This is a genomic window from Nocardia sp. AB354, from assembly GCF_049538315.1.
In the GTDB taxonomy this organism is placed as follows: Bacteria; Actinomycetota; Actinomycetes; order Mycobacteriales; family Mycobacteriaceae; genus Nocardia; species Nocardia nova.
Genome location: NZ_JBMVFU010000005.1, coordinates 123,147 through 142,481, shown reverse-complemented (window position 1 = coordinate 142,481; position 19,335 = coordinate 123,147). Strand labels below are relative to the sequence as shown.

The following is a 19,335-nucleotide window of genomic DNA, read 5'->3' as shown; positions in this document are numbered from 1 at the left end:
ACGCGCTGGTCACGGGTGTCGTGTGGTCGGCAAGGGGGTCCGTTCTATGCACAAGCATCATTATGTTCACGCGTAGAGCCCGCTGCCCGCGTTCGAACGCACAGTGGACTGAATCGTTCGTTTTCCGTCCTGAGGACGCCCTGTACCGGCGTATGCCCCGGTCCAGCGCTCAGCCGGCGAGGGTGGCGGCGGGTGAGCGGCCGTAGTGGCGGCGGTAGAGCGCGGCGAAACGACCGGGGTGGCCGAAACCCCATGTGGCGGCGATGCCGGCCACGCTGTCGCCGTCGTCCGCACTGCCCGCGACCAGGTCTTCATGGGCACCGCGCAGCCGCATCCGCTTCAGATACGCGGTCGGCGTCGTGTCCAGATGCCGGCGGAATGCGATCTGCAGCGCCCGCACGGTCACATAGGCCGCCGCCGCGATGTCGGTCACCGCGATGTCCTCGTGGATGTGGGATTCCATGTACGCGATCGCGCGGCGCACAGTGAGCGGATGCGCGTCTCGGCGATCGACCGGGGTCGCCTCGAGCCCGGCCGTATTCGGAAACGCGTGCAGTACGGTCGCCGCCAGATATTGCGACGCCGTGGCCGCCACCAGTGGCGGCACGTCACCGTCGTAGGAGGCGGCGAGCTGCTGCATGTGCGAGATGACCGCGGTGAGCCGATGGCCGGCCTCCGGAGTGACGGTGCGATGGCTCGTGAGGGCCACCTCCGCGGTTCCGGGCCGATTCCCCGAGGCGACTCTGCCGAGCAGGGACGGATCGAACATCGTGATGGTGAAGTCGGCCCGGTGGACGACACCGGAGTACGGCAGGTCCGGCGGGGTCAGAATTCCGATCTCGCCGGGCCCGAACGTATCGTTGCCCGCGTCGACGTATTCTTCCTCGACCCATCCGGCTTCGACCCCGATCAGGCAGATCTTGTTCAGCGGATCGGCGTCGTAGCTCATATCGAATCCGAGTTCGAGCCGGTCGAGACTCACCTGGCCCAGCATGTCGCGCGCGATCCGGCTGCGAACCGGGACCTCGGTGGCATTGCCGATCTCCATGGTCGTGTAGTTCCGGTTCAGAAATTGCTCGGTGGCAGCCAAGCTCTCGCTGTCGAACTCTTCTGTCATCGATCGGTGATCCTCCGCTGTGCCACTGCCACTGCCACTGCTCCGGGCACGGTCGCCTGGTCCAGGCCGCGCCGTGCGGAATTCGAAGCCTACTTGTCCATAGTGTTGCCGCAGCGCGCGTCGTGTCACCCGACGGTGACATGATTCTCGAGGCAGTAACGAATTGGCGCCGGAAACGATCAGAGAAGTGACGCGAGCGGGCTGCGACGCAGGTCACGGCGCAGATGGTCGACATCGTCGCAGACGTAGGCCGCACCGTCGGCCGTCAATTCGCCGCGGGATATTCCGCCGCTCAGGACGCCGATGGCCGCCACGCCCAGCTTCGTGCAGGCGCGCATATCCCAGACCGTATCGCCGATGAACACCGCTCGCTGCGGCGTGACCCCGGCCCGGTCCAGCGCCACCTGGACGATGGTCGGGTCGGGTTTGGCCGTCTCCACGTCTTCGGCGCCGGTCACCGCGTACAACCACGACTCGGCATCGAGCAGGTCGCGCAATCGGGCCAATTCGTCGGGCGGTGCGGAGGTGGCGAGGACGACCCGCAAACCCGCGTCGTGCAGATGCCGCAGGATCTCGCGGGCGCCGGGCAGCAGGGTCAGCTCGTCGGCGCGGTCGAGGTAGTAGCGGCTGTGCAGATCGCTCGCGGTATCGGCGGTCTCGCTGTCGAGGTCGGGGGCGAGCGTGCGCAGCAGTTCGTCGCCGTCCATGCCGATACTGCGGTGGATCCGCCAGATCGGCACGTCCGCGTCGACCTCGCGGAAGGCTCGATGCCAGGTCACGGCATGCAGATAGTTGGAGTCGACGAGCGTGCCGTCGATGTCGAAGAGGACGGCTGCGGGTTCGGGCACGGCATCTCCTTCTTCCGGTGCAAGCCTGCGCGACGAGCCATTCGAGACCAGACGCCACTGTACCGAGGAGACCCTCGATGCGGCGGCGGACATCCTCGCCGGAGTCGGCAACTGGCCACTACCAGGGCACCGGAAACGAAATGGCCACAACCGGTCACCGGTTGCTCGCCACCGGCGCGGGCAGCGAAGGCGCGTCGTCGGTGTCCGCGAAAGTGTCTGTCCCGACGTCGGCTTCGTGGTCCGCGGCCGTCCGCCCCGGTTCGCGGCGCAACCAGCGCGGCGCCCACCAGCAGGCGTCGCTTAGCAGGCGCATCGTCGCCGGAACCAGCAGCACGCGCAGGATGGTCGCGTCGATGACCAGCGCGGCCACCATGCCGAAGGCGATGTACTGCATCATCACCAGATCCGACAGCGCGAAGGCGCCGGTGACGACCAGCAGGATCAGGGCGGCTGCGGTGATGATGCGCCCGGTGTGGGCGACGCCGGCGCGGATCGCCTCGCGGGTGGACGCGCCCGCGGCTCGCGCCTCGACCATGCGGGAGAGCAGGAATATCTCGTAGTCGGTGGACAACCCGTAGATCACCGACACGATCACCACCAGGACCAGCGCCATGATCGGTTGCGGGGTGAAGCCGAGCGGCCCGGCGCCGTGCCCGTCGATGAAGATCCAGGTGAGGATGCCGACCGTGGCGCCGAGCCCGAGAAGATTCAGCGCGGCGGCCTTCAACGGCAGCACCAGCGACCGGAAACTCCAGGCCATGAGGGCGGTGGTGGCGAGGAATACGAGGGCGACCACCAGCGGTATCCGGTGCACGAGGGCGTCGATACTGTCCTTCTCGATGGCGGGTTGCCCACCGACGAACAGGGTGGCGCCCTTCGGCAGGGCCATCGAACGCAGGTAATCGATCGCCGCGTCCTTGTCGGCGGTGGGCGCGAGCACCGTCTGCGTGGTGAGAACGCTGGACTGCGCGGGCCGTTGCAGCCAGGCGGGGAACGGCGCCGCGAGACCCGGGGCGTGGCCTGCCTCGGCCAGCACGGTGTCCGCGGCAGCGGGGTCGTAGGTGATCAGCACCAGGTCGATCGGGTTGATGCGGCGCAGCGGGAAGATCTCGTCGAAGTGCTGCTGGGCCAGCCGCGTCGGATGGTCCGGTGGCAGGAACCGTTCGTTGATCGCGCCGAAGGCCAGATCCCGGATCGGCGCGATCAGCACCAGCAATCCGATTACCACCGAAACCGTTACGAGCAGCGGCCTTTTCATCACACGGTCGGCGATTCGCCCCCAGAGATTGTCCGGAACCCGGCCCGGTGGCGTGGTCCGGCGAAACCAGGAGACGCCGAAGCGGTCCACCCGGTGGCCGAGCACCGCCAGCATCGCGGGCAGCAGCGTGACCGAGGTGAACGCGGCCAGCGAGATGGTGATGATGGCGCCGTAGGCGAACGAGCGCAGAAAACCCTGCGGGAACACCAGAATTCCGGCGGCGGCCACGGCCACGATGGTCGCGGAGAACATCACGGTGTGGCCCGCGGTCGCCACGGCACGCCGCACCGCGTCGTCGACCTCGCGGCCGTCGGCGAGTTCGTCGCGGAACCGGCTCAGCACGAACAGTCCGTAGTCGATGGCCAGGCCCAGCCCGACCATCGAAACCACCGGCGAGACGAAGGAATTCACCTCGGTGACGGTGGTCAGCATGCGGATGAGCCCCCAGGCACCGAGGACGGTGAGCCCGCCGACGATCAACGGCAGCGCCGCCGCCACCACGCCGCCGAAGAGGAAGAACAGCAGCACCGCCACCGCGGGAATCGCGAACAGTTCCATGCGCTGCTGATCGTGAGCCATGGTGTCGTTCAGGGCGCCGGCGACCGCTTGCCCGCCGGCGACCTCCATATTCACTCCCGGGACATCGAAGGCGTGCGCGACAGCTCGGAAGTTGCGCATCTGCTCGGTGGGGTTGTCGCCGTGGATGGCGATCGAGGCGAAGGCGTGCTCACGGTCCGCGGAGCCGAACACATCCGGGAGTGCCACACCCGTTCTCGTGGGCCAGTACGCGCCGTTCACGCGGTCGATCTGCCGCGGGTGCCGATCGGGCAGCCTGTTCAGGCTCGCCACGATCGGCGCGGCGAAGGCCGGATCGTCGATCGTCGTGCCGGGCGGCGCGTGATACAGCAGCACCACGTCGGCGCTGTGGTCGCGCCCGAAGATCTGCTCGTGGACGCGCGCGGCCCGCACCGATTCCGAGGACGGATCGTCCCAGCCGCTGGAGCTGAGATGCGCGCCGAGGCCGAGCCCGTACCAGCCGAGGGCGAGCAGGCCCGTCACCAGCACACCGATCACCGTGAACCGCCGGCGCGGCACGACATCGGCCCAGTGATTCGATTCGGCGGACAAGTGCCGGCTCCCAACTGTTTGCGCGGATCGGTTCGGCTGTCGTTTCGCGACGCTCGCCGAGAGACCGGACCTGGAGTTTCGGCGGAATTTCCGGAAATTAACCGCCGTATCGCCGTGGGGGCGGCCGACAGCTCCCTGAAGAAAATGAGCGTTCGAGGAAAGATAGGACGGGTTGCGCGCGAATTCGGCCGATGTACAGCAATTTACCGACGGATCATAATCGCGGCCCGTCGCTCTTGTGAGTGGTGAGCAAAGCCCTCCGTGAGGGCCCGGTCGGCCGTCGGAGATTGTACCGAATACTGTTGCGGCACTGTGGGTTCAGTGGCCGGGTAGCCGGCACCGAACATTTCGGTGCAGCCGCTGGGCGGGATCACAAATTCGCCGCGCGCTGTTGGTTGGAGGGTCCAAAACTGCAATGAATCTCTTCCTTCCTCGATCGCGGTCAATAGCGTGGGCGCCATCGGTCAATGCCCAGGACCGCAGAGAGACGAGTGAGTCGCCGAGATCAGCTGGTGGCCTCTGAACGCGAGACCGGAGGATATTCGTGTCGGATATTGCAATTGTGGGTATCGGCTGTCGATTCGCGGGCGGAATCGACTCGCCCGAGACATTCTGGGACTTCGTGGTCGACAAGCGCGACGGCGTGGTCGAGATGCCGGCGGATCGATGGGACTACCGCAGGTACTACGACCCCGAACCCCGCACCCCGGGCCGCAGCTACACCAAGCGCGGCGCCTTCATGACCGTCGACCCGTGGCAGTTCGACCCCGACTTCTTCGGGATCTCCCCGCGTGAGGCGACGGTGCTGGACCCGCAGCAACGCCTGATGCTGGAGGTCACCTGGGAGGCGCTCGACGACGCCGGGATGGCCGGCCGCGCGGCCGGTTCCTCGGTCGGGGTGTACGTCGGCGGATTCGTGGTCGACCAGTCCGTGATCGGCGTGGTCGGGCCGGCCCTGTTCCACACGGATATGCACACTCCGGCGAGCGCGTCCTACACGATGCTGTCGAATCGAATCGCCTACGCGCTCAATCTGGTCGGGCCCGCGCTCACCGTCGACACCGCCTGTTCGTCGTCGCTGGTGGCCTTTCATCTGGCCTGCCAGGCCCTGGACAACGACGACTGCCGGGTGGCCCTGGCCGGCGGCGTGAACGTGATGCTGCAGCCGGAAACCTTCGTGCTGATGTGCAAGGGCGGGTTCCTCGCCGCCGACGGCCGCTGCAAATCCTTCGACGCCTCCGCCGACGGGTACGGCCGCGGCGAGGGCGCCGGCATGGTGGTGCTGAAGAAGCTCGACGACGCCGTGCGCGACGGCGACCGCATCTACGCGGTGGTCAAGGCCACCGGCTCGAATCAGGACGGGCGCACGACCGCCATCACGGTGCCGAATGTCGATTCCCAGGAGGCGCTGGCCCGCACCGTCTGTGAACGCTCGGGTCTGGCGCCGCAGTCGATCACCTACCTCGAGGCGCACGGCACCGGAACCCTCGTCGGCGACCCGGTCGAATTGCGCGCGCTGGGAAAGGTTTTCGGCGCCCCCGCCGGACGCACCGAGTCGGTCGGCGTCGGGTCGGTGAAGGCGACGATCGGTCACACCGAGGCCGCCGCGGGAGTCGCCAGTGTGATCAAGGCGGCGCTGGCCATCACACATCGCACGCTGCCCCCGCAGGGCTGGCTGGACAAGCAGAACCCGGATATCCCGTTCGAGGAACTGGGCCTGCACGTGCAGACCGAAGCGCAGCCGCTGCCCGCCGACGCCGGCCCGATGTCGGTGGCGGTCAACGGTTTCGGCTACGGCGGAACCAACGCGCACGCGATCCTGCAGGAATACGTCGGTACCGCCCCGGCGCCCGCAGTACCGCACCGCCACCTCGGCATTCTGCCCATCTCGGCCCGCAGCACCGCCGCGGCCCGCGCGCTGGCCGGACGATTCGCCGACCTGATCACCGCGGGAGCCGACCCCGATCACCTCGCCGAGGCGGCGTGGACGCGGATGGCGCACCACGCGTTCCGCACCGGCGTACTGGTCGGTGACTCCACCGAGGACCTGGTGCGGGAGCTGCGCAGCTACGCGGCGGGGGAGGGACGCGACGCGTCCCGCACCATCGTGTCGCGCGCGGCCGAACCGGTCTTCGTCTTCTCCGGCATGGGCCCGCAGCACTGGCGGATGGGACGGGAACTGCTCGCGGCCGGTGGTGTGTTCGCCGAGACCGCGGCAGAGATCGATGCCGAGTTCCGCGCCCTGGCGGGCTGGTCGATCATCGACGAACTGCGCAAGCCGGAGGACGAATCGCGCGTCACCCGAACCGACGTCGCGCAGCCGGCCAACTTCCTCGTCCAGGTGGGGCTCGTGCGCGAGCTGGAGCAGTACGGCATCACCCCGGCCGCCATCGTGGGACACAGTGTCGGCGAGGTGTCGGCGGCGTATGTGAGCGGCATGCTGTCGCTGCGTGACGCCGTGCGGGTGGCCTACCATCGCGCCCGGCTGCAGGCGACCACCGCCGGCACCGGCGGCATGCTCGCGGTGGGATTGCCGAAGGACAAGGCCCTCGAACTGATCGGCGACGATCCGGGCATCGATATCGCGGCGGTGAACAGTCCCAGCGCCGTCACCCTCTCCGGCGACGCCGACCGGCTGGATCTGCTGGCCGAAAAGCTCACCGAGGACGGCGTTTTCGCCCGCCGCCTGCGGGTGGAGGTGCCGTATCACAGCCGCCTGATGGAGCCGATCGAGGCCGAATTGCGGTCGGTGCTGGCCGATCTGGAGCCCCGGACGCCGACCGTGCCGCTGTATTCGACGGTGACGGGTATGCGGGTCGCCGAGGCCGACTGGGACGCGTCCTACTGGTGGTCGAACGTGCGGCAACCGGTCCGGTTCTTCGATGCCGTCGGCGCCCTGATCGGCGCGGGTCATCGGATCTTCCTCGAGGTCGGCCCGCATCCGGTGCTGTCGGGCAATATTCGCGAAGCCCTGCTCGGCGCCGATGTGCAGGGGACCACGGTGCCGACGCTGGACCGCGAACAAGCGGATGCCGACAGCCTGCGCCGCACGCTGATCGGCCTGCACGCCGCCGGTGTCCTCGACCGCGATCTGCTGTTCCCGCCCGATCGCCCGGCCACTCCGCATCTGCCGCTGCCTCGTTATCCGTGGCAGCGAACCCGCCTGCACTCGGCGCTGCCGCTGTTCGAACAGGCCCGCCTCGGCACCCCCGGCTCCTACGCGATGCTCGGCGATCCCGATGTCGAAGGCCGTCCGGAATGGCTGCTGCAGGTCGGCACCGAATTGCTGCCGTGGCTCTCGGATCACGTGGTCAACGGCATCAAGATCATGCCCGGGGCCGCGTATCTGGACGCGGCACTGAGCGCCACCACGTCGCGAATCGGCTCGGAACAGGTTGCGCTGGAGGGAGTTCGGTTCGTCGCACCGCTGATCATGGGTGCCCCGGACGTACCGCTGGTGGCACTGAGTATCGAGGAGGCCAGCGGCCGGTTCCTGATCCGCTCGCGCAGTGCCACCGGTACCGCGTGGACCGTGCACGCCTCCGGGCGCACCCTCACCGGCAGCCACGAGCAGACCACGGTCGATGTTCCGGAGATCGAGGTCGGCATCGACGTCGACCCGGCGATGTTCTACACGGGCCTGGCCGCGGCCGGACTGCAATACGGGCCGTCGTTCCGGCGGGTCACCTCGGTGCGGGTCGGCCGCGATGTGGTGGTGGCGACCGTCGACGGCTCGATCGCCGCGGATTCCGGCCATCTGGCGCATCCGGCGGTCGTGGACGCCGCCATGCAGTGCGCGGCCATGCTGTTCGCCGACGAACGCATCGACGAGGGCGTGATGGTTCCGGTCGGCGTGGGTGCGGTGCGCTTGCTGGCGGCGCTGCCCGAGACGGTGACCGTGGTGGCCCGGCGCGATCCGAAGGCGCGGCTGCGTGCCGATGTGGATCTGCTCGACGCCGACCACAAATTGGTGGTCCGGCTGTCCGGCCTGCAGATCGGCGCGCTGCGGCCCGGCGACGATCCACTGCACCGGATGGCCGACTTCTACTACACCGAGACCTTCGAGGAACGCGATCCGATCGACCCGTCCGCACTGGCCGAGGCCGGTTCGGTGACTACCCTGGTGGTCCGCCTCGGCGAGACGGCACGGGCCGGCCGATTGGTGGCCGCGCTTCCGGATTCCCGCCTGCACGTGGTGGATTCGACCGGGCCGGAACTGGAGTCCGAGCTCGCCGAGCAGCTGCGCGCCGCCCGCGGCGAGCCGACTCGGCGGTTGCACATCTGCGTGGTCGCGGGTGCGGTCGCCGACGAGGTGGCGCAGTTGTGGACGCTCAAGCGCATCGCGGTGGCTGTCGCCGAATTCGTCGAACCGCCGAGCGAGAACGGCACTCCGCAAACGATTTTCGGCGATGGTCTCGTGCACTGCACCCTGGTCACCGAATCCGCGTTCGCCCTGCCCGGCAGTTCCGCCGTGCCCGACACCGGGCAGGCCGCAGTGGCCGGCGCGCGGCGCGTCCTGCTCAACGAGCAGACCGCACTGCGGTGGCGACTCGTCGACACCGAACCCGCGACACCGATCGCCGATCTCGTGGCGGAACTGGCGGTGCCCGGCGCCTTCTCCCTCGACAACAGCGACGAGGTGCTGTTGCGCGACGGCAAACGCTGGGCGACGGTGATCACCAAACCGCTGCCCGAACGGCTGGAAGTCCTGGACACCTCGGCGCCGCTGACGGATCCGGAGGCCAACTTCGAACTCGACATGCCGCGCACCCGGCTGCTGTCGGCACTCGCCTGGCGGGAATGCCCGCGCGTGGAACCGGGCCCGGGCGAGATCGAGATCCGGATGCAGGTCATCGGATTGAACTACAAGGATCCGCTGAAGGTCATCGGGTTGCTCGGCGAACGTGAGCTGGCTCCAACGTATTTCGGCACCGTGCCCGGCATGGAGGGGGTCGGCACCGTGGTGCGGGTCGGGCCCGGCGTCGAGGACGTCGAGGAGGGGGATCTGGTCGGTGTGGCCGCCAAGGGCATGATGCGCCGCTTCGCGGTCGTGGACCGGCAGCTCGCGGTCGTCCTGCCCGAGGGCACCGATCCGGGGCACTGCACCAGCATCATCGCCTTCGGCACCGCCGAATACGCCCTGCTGGATCTGGCCCGGCTGGAACCGGGAGAGACGGTGCTGGTGCACGGTGCGGCCGGCGGCGTCGGCACCGCCGCGATCCAGGTCGCCAAGGCCCGCGGCGCCACCATCATCGGCACCGCCAGCACCCCGGAGCGGCGTGCCCACGTGCTCGCGATGGGGGCGGACTACGCGGTGAATTCGCGGTCGCTGAACTTCGTCGACGAGGTCGCCGCGATCACGGGAGGAGCGGGCGCCGATGTGATCGTCAGCAGCGCGCCCGGTGAGATTCTGCGCCAGAACTTCAACGCCGCAGCGGAATTCGGCCGCATCGTCGAGGTCGGCAAGGCCGACATCTACACCGGTGGCCTGCTGGAACTGGCCAATTTCGACAAGAACCTGTCGTACTTCTCGATGGACCTCGACCGCCTGGTCAAGGTGAAGCCGCAGCGGCTCGCGGCTCTGCTGCAACGGGTGTTCGAGAAGGTCACCGAGGGCACCTACCGCCCCCTGCCGTACCACCTGTTCGACACCGCCGAGGTGAGCAAGGCGTTCGAGGAGACGCTGCGCTCGTCGCGGCCGGCCCGGATCGCGCTGCGCATGGACGCGCCGGAACCGCCGGTGCGCCCGTACCTGCCGGATGTCGAGATCAGCGACAGCGCAACGTATTTGGTTACCGGTGGATTCGGTGGGTTCGGTCTGGCGATCGGCCGCTGGCTGACCTTGCGTGGTGCGCGGCGGCTGGTGCTGGCCGGGCGGCGCGGCGCGACCACCGAGGAGGCGCGCCGGCAGCTCGAGGCGTGGCGCGCGATCGGGATCGAGATCGTCGAGGAGCTGCTCGATGTGACCGACGCCGAGGCGGTGGCCGACGCGATCGCACGCATCCACAGCGCCGGCCATCCGCTACGCGGGGTGTTCCACGCCGCGGGTGCGGTCGCGGACAACAATCTGGCCAAGATGGAATTCGGCCAGCTCGAACAGGTCTATCTGCCGAAGGTGCTGGGCGCGCAGATCGTGCACCGGGCGGTCGCCGACGCGGGCATCGACCTCGACATGTTCGTGCTGTGCTCGTCGGGCGGGTCGATGTACGGCATCTACGGCCAATACAGTTACTGCGCGGCCAATGTCGCGGTCGAATCGCTGGCGCTGCGCTGGTCGCAGGCGGGGGAGCGGGCGTTGTGCGTCGGCTGGGGCCACCTGTCCGGCGCCGGCGGCATGGCGGCGAACGAGACCTCCGAGAAATATCTGGACCTGGTCGGATTCGGCCCCATCGATATGGGCGACGCCACCGCCTATCTGGAACAGTGCCTGCGCCTGGGAGCCTCGCGCGTGGCCGTCATCCCGACCGATTGGGCCAAGCTCACCGGTACCTTCCCGCAACTGGCTCGCACCGGTCGCACCGCCGCACTCGCGCGGGCCTCGGCGAAGGACACCTCCGAGCTGGCCCGGTTGCGTGAGGAGCTGGCCGCGATGGAGGAGTCCAAGCGCGGCCCGCACATCGCCCGGCTGATGGCAGGCGAACTGGCCGTCGTCATGGGCGTGGACGTCGACACCATCGATATGACGATTCCGGTGCCGGAGCTGGGTCTGGATTCGCTGATGGCGGTCGAACTCGGCGCACGCGTGACCAAGACGCTCGGCATCGACCTGATGTCGTTGCAGATGGGCCGCTCGTTCAGCCTGGAGCAGGCCGGACCGAAGGTGGCCGAGCTGATCCTGGCGCACGAACCCGGTGGGGCTCAACCGGATCCGGCTGCCCTGGCCGCGGCGGTGGACGGGACCGTCCCGGGCGGATCACAGCCCGCGGCCGAGTCGAGCGGCCCCGACGCGCCGGCTGGTGCGGTCGCGGAGATGGCGGGAGTCGGCTGATGGGCCGCCGTTTCGATGCCCACCGGTGGAAATGAGGTAGTCGTGGTCGACTTCGGACTCATCGACGAATGGTCACCGCCGCCGGGGCGGATGGTCACCTGGGTCGCGTCACCGGAAGCGGTGGCGCGGGCCCGGACCGCCCCGGTGCATCCGGCGCCGCCGTCGCTGCAACAGGAACAGTATCTGCGCCAGGCGAATCGGCACGCCGCCGCCGACTTCCGCTTCTCCGGACTGTGCCTGGCCACCGCGCAGATCCCGACCGGTGGCCTGGACCGGGAGGCGATGACGCGGATCATCAACACCTTCCTGTTGCGGCACGACACCTTCCGGACCTGGTTCGACATCGACGCCGGCGGCACCGTGCGGCGGCATCTGGTGCCCGAGGACGTGGTCGACTTCATTCCGATCGACTACGGGTGGATCGACGATCCGGCCGCGATCCGTCAGCACGTCGAGAAGACGACTCCCGATCCGTTCCAATGGGATTGCTTCACCTTCGGAGCCATCGAACACGGCGACGCGACCACGGTCTACCTCGCCGTCGACCACCTGCACACCGACGGTCTCGGCCAGTATCTGTCCGCCTCCGATTTCGCGCAGCTGTATCTGGCCGAACTCGGCGGCGAGGCGGAGCCGCTGCCCCCGGCGGCGAGTTATCTGAACTACTGCGTCACCGAGCGGGCCTACAGCGAGACCCTGACGCTGTCCTCACCCGGTGTGCAGAAGTGGTTACAGTTGTTGCGCGGCAACGACAATCGGCTACCGTCCTTTCCGCTGGACCTCGGCAAGCGCTCCGACGGCTACAACCGCAGCGCGCATCGCACGGTGCCCCTGCTGGACGAACAGCAGGCGCTGGCCTTCGAGGAGGTCTGCCGGGCCAATGACGCGGAATTCGTGGGCGGGGTCTTCGCGGCGGCGGCCCTGGCCGAACGCGATCTCACCGATTCCGACTACTACTTCGGGATGACTCCGGTGAGCACGAGAACCTCGGCGGCGGAGGGCAATTCGGTCGGATGGTATGTGACGCTGGTGCCGGTGGCCTTTCCGCTCGGCCCCGGCACCCCCGTCACCCGCACGCTGAAATTGGCCCAGCGCGCCTACGAGAACGGGCTGCGACTGGCGCCCACCTCGTTCCACCGGGTGCTCGAACTGCTGCCCGCCGACTCGGAGATCAAGGCCGAACCCGGCTGGGTCACACCGATGATCTCGTTCATCGACGCCCGCGACTTCCTGGGCCACGAATTCTTCGACGAGGTCACCGCCGGCGTCTACGCCAACCGTGCCGCGTCGGAAGAGGCGCTGATCTGGGTCAACCGGCTGCCGTCCGAGACCACGCTGAGCGTCATCTATCCCGACACCGCGGTCGCCCACGACTCGGTGGAGCGCTATATCGCGGCGATGCGCTCGGTTTTCGCGTCGATCATCGACCGCGACGTGGAAACGAACTGAACTACAGGAGGTTTCGTGGTTTCAGGAGGTACGGTGCCCACCCTCTTTCGCGACCCCGGCATACCCGACGGCGAGAAATGCCGGTACACCGTCGAAACCGGCGGGCGCAGTGCGGGTTTCGAGCTGACCAGCGTCGTCACCCACGAGAACGGCGGTTACCGGACGCTGCTCGAGGCATCGAGCGGCGACGGCGAGCTGGAACTGACCGTCGACCAGCGCTTCGGCCGGCTCGACGGATTTCTGCGCGCCGAGGACTACCGCGCCGAAACCCGCTCTCGTGGCGCGGTCGTCTCTCGCGAGGAGGCGCATTTCGTCGACACCGTCCACCTCCCGATAGGCGGCGCACCCACGCCGTTTCCCGCCGACATCATGCCGATCGCCGGCGGCCTGACCCTGTTGCGCGGGCTCGACCTCACCGAGGGCTCGGTGCAGTCGATCGATACGTGGCTGGCCTTCTCGGTGCACTGGCCTTTGGTCGCGCGCGTGGACAAGCGCACGGACTCGGTGGTCGGCACGGGCGAGATCGAATGCCGCCAGGTGCGCCTGCGGCCCAGCTTCGGGCAGGTGAACATGTTGCTGGACAAGATGATCGGCGGGCTCCTGCCACCGTTCGTCGCACAGATCGAGATAGCGCCACCACATCGTGTGGTGCGCTTGAGTTTTCCGACCGAACTGGCGTTGTCCGCCCCGCGCAGCGTGATCGAGCTGGCCGGATGAGGGGAAACACCGTCGGTGAACCGGAAAGCGTTGTCCTGCTTCCTGGCTCGTCACCGTCCGAATCGGCGGCGTGGCTGGCCTTCGCCGGCTGTCTGATCGCGGTGTTCATGCAAATGATCGACGTGACGATCGTGAACACCGCCCTGCCTCGGTTGACCTCCGATCTGGGGGCCTCCCGCTCGGCGGAATTGCTGGTCATCTCGGGCTATTCGCTGGCCTTCGCCTGTACGTTGCTCAGTGCCGCCCGACTCGGGGCCGTGGTCGGCCGCCGCGCGATGTTCCTCACCTCGGTGGTGGCCTTCACCGCTGCCTCGGTGTGGTGCGGATTGTCCACCGGCGCCACCGAATTGGTCGTAGCCCGCGTAGTGCAAGGCGCCGCGGGCGCGGGCATGGCGGCGCAGACCATCGCCATCCTCATCGCCAGTTTCCCGCGCGAACGCCACTCCCTGGTCTTCGCCATGTACGGCGGGGTGGCCGGTTTCGCCGGCATGCTCGGCCCCATCCTCGGCGGCGCGCTACTCACCGTCGACATCGGCGGCTGGGGCTGGCGCACGGTCTTCCTGATCAACCTTCCCATCGGCATGGTCGCGTTCGGCCTGGCCTGGCGCTATCTGCGGATCGGCCGACCGGCGTCACCCGAGCGCCTCGACCTCGGCGGCGCGGCATTGTCGGGCGCCGGGCTCCTGCTGCTCGTCTATGCCCTCGCCCTGGTCCAACAGCACGGCTGGCAATCCCGGCCGATCGCCCTCGCCCTGGCCGGAGTAGTGGTGTGCGCCCTGTTCGTGGCCCACCAGATCAGGCGTTCGTCCCGTGGAGCCGACCCGTTGATGCGGCTGGAACTCTTCTCCGACAGAGGCTTTCGCATCGGCTCGATCCTGATCTGCGTCTTCTTCGGCCTGTTCACCGCCTTCGTCTTCGCCGCCTCCATCACCATGCAGGACGTCCTCGGCTACACGCCGTGGCACACGGCGATCGTCATGACGCTGTTCGCTCTGGGAGCGGGCGCGGGAGCGATTGCCTCCCTGTTCCTGGTCCGGCAGTGGGGAATCCTGATCCTGGCCGGCGGCGTCACCCTCTACGGAGGCTGCATGGCCGGCGGCGCGATCTACCTCCACCTGACCAACGGCATCGCCAACCCTCTCATCGCCACCCCCGCCGTGTGCGCAGCCGGTTTCGGAGTAGGGATCTTCGCGGTCCAAATCCAGCCGATCATGCTGTCCGGTCTGAACGCCGACCACATGTCCGAGACATCGGGAGTCGTCCCGACCATCGAACAGATCGGCAACGCACTGGGTTTGGCAGTGCTGACCACCCTGTTCTTCCGCTCCCACACCCTCGACGGCGCGATCACCATGATGCTGGCCTTGGCCGTGGTGTCGTTCGGTTTGGGAGCGCTGACGTTGGCTCTGCCGCGACAGAGCACCAATGGAGCGTCCTGAACAGAATTCGTTGATAGGCAACGGCCGGGATAGGTCGATTCGTGCGGCGTCGACTCGGCGAGTGGTTGAAACCGCGAGTCGGGCAGGATGCCTTCCTTGCCAGGCGAATGACGGATCAGTCCATCGACCAGGGCAGCGCGTCCGGATTGTGCCACTCCCAAGGCCGGAATTGCACGATAGTGCCGGAGAGCGCGTGTCGGTACGGGAACTATGAGGCTACGACACGCGCTACATGACGCGCCGAATCTGTCTAGCCTAGGTTGACTTGAAATGTCTAGTCTAACTAGACTAAAATCTATGACGAAGCGTAGGGACATCATCAGGGCGATCCGGGATGCTGCCAGTCGACAGGGGCTTGCTGTCGCAGTCACTGAAGGTGGCAATCACACTCTCGTCGTCTTGGATGGGTTGAAGATCCCTGTGCCGCGACACAACGAGGTCCGCGAGCTGACTGCCCGCAGCATCTATAAGCAGGCCGCCGAAAAGCTGGGAGAGGACTGGTGGAAGTGAGCACATACACGGCGCGGGTTACCCGCGACGAGGACGCGTGGATGGTCGAGGTCCCCGAAGTCGATCGGGTTACCCAGGCGCTGAACCTGCGCCAGGTCGAGGAAATGGCGCGGGACCTCATTGCCATCATGACCGACATCGAGCCGGATTCGTTCGATCTCGTCATCGAGTGGCCGGCACACATCGCCGCATCGCTCGACGCGTACCGTGCCGCCGGTGTCGAAGCCGAGCAGGCGGCCGCGCGCGCTGCCCAAGCGCGAATCGATGCCGCGGCAGCCCTCCAGTCCGAAGGCGCAACGGTGCGCGATATCGGCGCATTGATGGGTGTGTCGTTCCAACGCGCGCAACAGATCCTCGAGGCTGGACGGAACTCACACGCCGCGGCGAGCTAAGGGAACGCAGCGCTGCTGCTACACCGCGCGTTGCTCGGTTGGGGCTCGGTTAACGCGTTGTGCGGTTGTGTCGGTTCGCCAGGGCAGTAAAGCCGAGCTGACGAGCACGGCTACGGTCGCGCAGCCGATCGCGACTCGCGTGTTCGTCGCGCCGGCCAGGAGCCCGCCCAGGGCGATGAACGCGGGCTGGACGCTCTTCGAACTGATCGACCACGCGGTGCGGACGCGGCTCATGTGATCGTCGGTGGTGCAGTTCATTCGGTAGGTGGCGAAGATCGGGTTGAACACTCCGGCGCAGAGCAGCAGAAGAGTTTCGGCGGTCAGGATGACGAGAAGGCCCCGAGCACTGGGCCCTGCGATTAGCAGTAGCCCCATCCAGCAGGTTCGCAATGTGCCGGAGCCGAGGAGTACTGCGCGTCGACCGAATCGCGCGACAAGTTTCGGGCTGCACAGTGATCCGAGGAGGCCACCGAGGCAGGGCAGTCCCAGGGCGAGTCCGTACTGCCACGGCGCGAAGTGCAGTTCGCGCAGCATGAGCAGGGCGAGCAAAGGCGTGGTGAGAGTGACTGCTCCGCCGAAGAGCATGCCGTTCCAGAACAGTCGGCACAGTACGGGATGATCGAAGATATAGGTCCATCCGCTGTAAATCTCCCGCCGCCAGTGGTGGCGTACCGATGCGTGCGCGGGTATCGGTTCGATGGTGGCGATCCTCCGGATTCCTGACGCGGACAGCAGGTAGCTGACCGCGTCGAGCGCCACGGTGATCGTCGCACCGAACACCGTGACGAGAACGCCGCCGATCGGCGCGCCGATGGTGGATGCGGTCCAGAAGGTGGCTTCGAACCGGGTGTTGGCTCGTACGCGGTCCTGCTCGGCGACGATGGCTTTGACATACGCCCCATTGGCTGCGTTGAACACCATTCCGCAGAGGGTTTGCAGCGTGAGGACGACGCAGAGTTGCCCGTAGCTGAGCGCACCGAGGCATGCGGCCAGAGGAACACTGGCGAGGGCCGCGAACGAAACGAGGTCGGCGTACATCATGACGGGTCGCTTGCGACGGAACTCGATGAACGATCCCATCGGCAATGCGATTGCCGCACCGGCGAACCCGGCCAGCGCCGCCATCAGCGAGACCTGCAGCGCGGAGGCGTGCACGACGAGGATGGCGACCAGTGGGAACGCACCCGCGCCCAAGGCGCTGCCCATCTGACTGACGGTGGAGGCCCACCACAGGCGGTAGAAGTCGGGTGAGAGTCGATCCGTCTCTGCGGCAGTACCTGTCACAGCCCGACTCCGATCCATCGGTGGTGGCGCCCATTGTGACTGTCCCTGCCGGCCTGGGCGACTGCTCGAGGACACGAGATGGCGTGCCGCCGCAGATCCACCGATTCTCGCTGGTCCGGGGGTATCTTTCGAAGGTCGGTGCGGCGTCGGCCGCCGCCGACGCGCGCCCTTGCGTACCGGATAGCCGGGACTGCTCCACTTCTGCACGACCTTCGGTTCGAGTACCACTCCGACAGGACGGGTGTGTTGTCGTGAAATGTCTACGGGGCATTGCGGTCACGCTGGCGATGGGTTGTGCACTGACGTTGGGGCAAGCTGCCGCGGCCGCCGACCCGTCGTCGCCGACCCCCGCCCCGACCACTGCCGTCCCGACAACTCCGCCGGCATCCGACCACGGAGAGTCGTCCGACCCCGAGCGGGCTGTTCCTTCGGCGTCCGGTCCGGATGTGCCGTCGGCTTCCGACGGTGTCGCGCCGTCGGCGTCCGGTCCGGGCGCGTCGTCGGCGCCCGACGGTGCCGAGCCGTCTGCGTCCGGTCCGGGCGAGTCGACCGCGGATCGTGGTGTGCCGTCGGAGTCCGGTCCCGCGGCGCCGTCGACCACCGACCAGCCTGCGCCGCCAGCCTCGGGTCCGGCTGCACCGCCGGCCTCCACTTCTCCAGCGCCGGCGGCCGGTGAGCCGGACGCTGCGTCCTCGGAGCCGAATCCCGCAGTCACACATAAGGATCCGGGGCCGTCGGCGTTCCAGAAATGGCTCGACGACACCATTCCCGCGCCGTCGTCGGTGCTGCCCGGGATCGGGTCCGCTGCCTCAGATTCCGGCGGGGCGTCGGACCCGCAGGCGCTGTGGAATGCGATTCAATCCAGTCCGACCGGGGATCCGTTCTTCGACCAGGCCCCGGCGAATCTCGCCCAGTACGCACCGGGTGACGTCATCGAATCGCGGGACGTCAGCTGGCCGGGGGTGCCGATGGTCTTCCTGACGGTGCTCACGCCGGTTCAGCGGGCGATACAGCTGAAATTCCGGACCACGAACTCCTCGGGCGCGCCGTCCTTCGGGACCGCGACGCTGCTGTTGCCGTTCGGCCGGTGGACCGGGCCGGGAAGCCGGCCGGTGCTGCTGAACGCCCCGCCGATCAACGCGCTCAACCGGCGCTGCACTCCCGGCTACGTGTTCTCCCACGGATTCGACATCACGACCGGCGGCACCGGCAACGATTTCGTCCCCTCACCGACGATGTGGGCCGCGAGCCGGAACTACGCGGTGGTGATCCCGGATCACGAGGGACCGTTGATGGCGTATGCCGAGCCGACCGTGGCCGGCCACATCATGCTCGACACCGTGCGTGCGGTACGGCATCTGATGCCGGACGAGTTCGGCGAGAGCCGGTTCGCGATGACCGGCTATTCCGGCGGTGCCATCGCCAGCTACGCCGCCGCGATGCTTTCGCGCGAATACGCCCCGGAACTGGCCCCCAACCTGGCCGGTGCCGCGATGGGCGGTCTGCCCGTCGATTACGAATCCTTCGCGAAGACCTTCGACGGCACCTACGCCTCGGGACTGATGATGACCGTGACACTCGCGCTGGCCCGAGAGCATCCCGAAATCCTCAGCCGCATGAATCATCTCGCGCAGTGGGCGGCCATTTCCCCGCTCAAGGACGTGTGCAGTTCGACCATGGCCGATATCGGCGTCTTCGTACCCTTTGCGGCCGTGGCCAATATGGCCGACCCGCTCCACACCGAATTCGCCGACATGATGTTCCGGCGGTTGAGTCTGAAAGGCAAGAAGGCCGGGATGCCGATCTACGTCTACAACGGCGTGCACGATCCCTGGATGCCGGTCGCGAAGGCCGAGGCGTTCTATGCCGAACAGTGTGCTCTGGGAGTCCCGGCCACGAAGAGCATCGTGGGCGGGGAACACATCCTCGGCTACTTCGACGGCTTTCTCGGATCGACGCAGTGGCTGGGTGAGCGGTTGTCGGGTGTCCCGGCGCCGAACGCCTGCGAAGTGGCGCCGCGCGCGGATGGCGCAGCACAGCAGGGCGCCTCGAACAGTGCGCCCAGCGACGTCCCCCGGGCCGAGAAACCCTCCGCAGCGCCCGTGCGGCGAAAGCCGAGTGGAGCCGATCCACGTCGGCACCGCTGACATCCGGCCGTAGCTTGTGATCCACGTCACTCGTTGTCACAGCCGTGAGGGATGCGGC

11 protein-coding genes are annotated in these 19,335 nt (G+C 67.6%); 7 read left to right on the top strand and 4 right to left on the bottom strand.

What is annotated here, in order from left to right; all coding sequences use genetic code 11:
- Positions 1–169: 169 nt before the first annotated feature.
- The 3 genes from ACPCUW_RS09505 to ACPCUW_RS09495 all read right to left on the bottom strand — a co-directional run bounded on the left by ACPCUW_RS09505 (position 170) and on the right by ACPCUW_RS09495 (position 4,351).
- Positions 170–1,117, bottom strand: a complete 948-nt coding sequence (locus ACPCUW_RS09505) for a helix-turn-helix transcriptional regulator (RefSeq protein ID WP_063012815.1) — start codon at positions 1,115–1,117, stop codon at positions 170–172.
- Positions 1,118–1,296: 179 nt separating this feature from the next.
- On the bottom strand, positions 1,297–1,965 hold the full coding sequence (locus tag ACPCUW_RS09500; RefSeq protein WP_423424352.1) for an HAD family hydrolase: 669 nt from the start codon (positions 1,963–1,965) through the stop codon (positions 1,297–1,299).
- A gap of 154 nt (positions 1,966–2,119) precedes the next feature.
- Entirely contained in the window at positions 2,120–4,351 is a 2,232-nt protein-coding gene (locus tag ACPCUW_RS09495) for an MMPL family transporter (protein ID WP_423424351.1), read from the bottom strand.
- A gap of 544 nt (positions 4,352–4,895) precedes the next feature.
- Between ACPCUW_RS09495 and ACPCUW_RS09490 the strand changes: the two genes are divergently transcribed.
- From ACPCUW_RS09490 to ACPCUW_RS09465, 6 genes are all read left to right on the top strand, one after another.
- On the top strand, positions 4,896–11,339 hold the full coding sequence (locus ACPCUW_RS09490) for a type I polyketide synthase (protein ID WP_423424350.1): 6,444 nt from the start codon (positions 4,896–4,898) through the stop codon (positions 11,337–11,339).
- 42 nt (positions 11,340–11,381) lie between these two features.
- On the top strand, positions 11,382–12,788 hold the full coding sequence (locus ACPCUW_RS09485; protein ID WP_423424349.1) for a condensation domain-containing protein: 1,407 nt from the start codon (positions 11,382–11,384) through the stop codon (positions 12,786–12,788).
- 33 nt (positions 12,789–12,821) lie between these two features.
- Positions 12,822–13,505, top strand: a complete 684-nt coding sequence (locus tag ACPCUW_RS09480; protein ID WP_423424348.1) for a hypothetical protein — start codon at positions 12,822–12,824, stop codon at positions 13,503–13,505.
- On the top strand, positions 13,502–14,944 hold the full coding sequence (locus tag ACPCUW_RS09475; RefSeq protein ID WP_423424347.1) for an MFS transporter: 1,443 nt from the start codon (positions 13,502–13,504) through the stop codon (positions 14,942–14,944). The genes ACPCUW_RS09480 and ACPCUW_RS09475 overlap by 4 nt, the downstream gene beginning before the upstream one ends.
- 297 nt (positions 14,945–15,241) lie before the next feature.
- A complete protein-coding gene (locus ACPCUW_RS09470; protein WP_423424346.1) occupies positions 15,242–15,454 on the top strand; it encodes a hypothetical protein in 213 nt (70 codons plus the stop codon).
- Positions 15,445–15,846 carry a hypothetical protein gene (locus tag ACPCUW_RS09465; RefSeq protein WP_423424345.1) on the top strand — a complete coding sequence of 134 codons (402 nt, stop codon included), beginning with the start codon at positions 15,445–15,447 and terminating at the stop codon, positions 15,844–15,846. The genes ACPCUW_RS09470 and ACPCUW_RS09465 overlap by 10 nt, the downstream gene beginning before the upstream one ends.
- Before the next feature lie 18 nt (positions 15,847–15,864).
- On the opposite strand, the gene ACPCUW_RS09460 is transcribed toward ACPCUW_RS09465, so the two are convergent.
- Positions 15,865–17,148 (bottom strand): MFS transporter, encoded by a 1,284-nt coding sequence (locus ACPCUW_RS09460; protein ID WP_423424344.1) that lies wholly within the window; start codon positions 17,146–17,148, stop codon positions 15,865–15,867.
- Between the two features lie 545 nt (positions 17,149–17,693).
- Here ACPCUW_RS09460 and ACPCUW_RS09455 point away from each other — a divergent pair.
- On the top strand, positions 17,694–19,277 hold the full coding sequence (locus ACPCUW_RS09455) for a lipase family protein (RefSeq protein WP_423424343.1): 1,584 nt from the start codon (positions 17,694–17,696) through the stop codon (positions 19,275–19,277).
- Positions 19,278–19,335: the final 58 nt, after the last annotated feature.

Bases quoted from the DNA above. Each gene is read 5' to 3' on its own strand.
- ACPCUW_RS09505 (WP_063012815.1), bottom strand. From the start codon at position 1,117: ATGACAGAAGAGTTCGACAGCGAGAGCTTGGCTGCCACCGAGCAATTT.
- ACPCUW_RS09460 (WP_423424344.1), bottom strand. From the start codon at position 17,148: ATGGATCGGAGTCGGGCTGTGACAGGTACTGCCGCAGAGACGGATCGA.
- ACPCUW_RS09470 (WP_423424346.1), top strand. From the start codon at position 15,242: ATGACGAAGCGTAGGGACATCATCAGGGCGATCCGGGATGCTGCCAGT.
- ACPCUW_RS09475 (WP_423424347.1), top strand. From the start codon at position 13,502: ATGAGGGGAAACACCGTCGGTGAACCGGAAAGCGTTGTCCTGCTTCCT.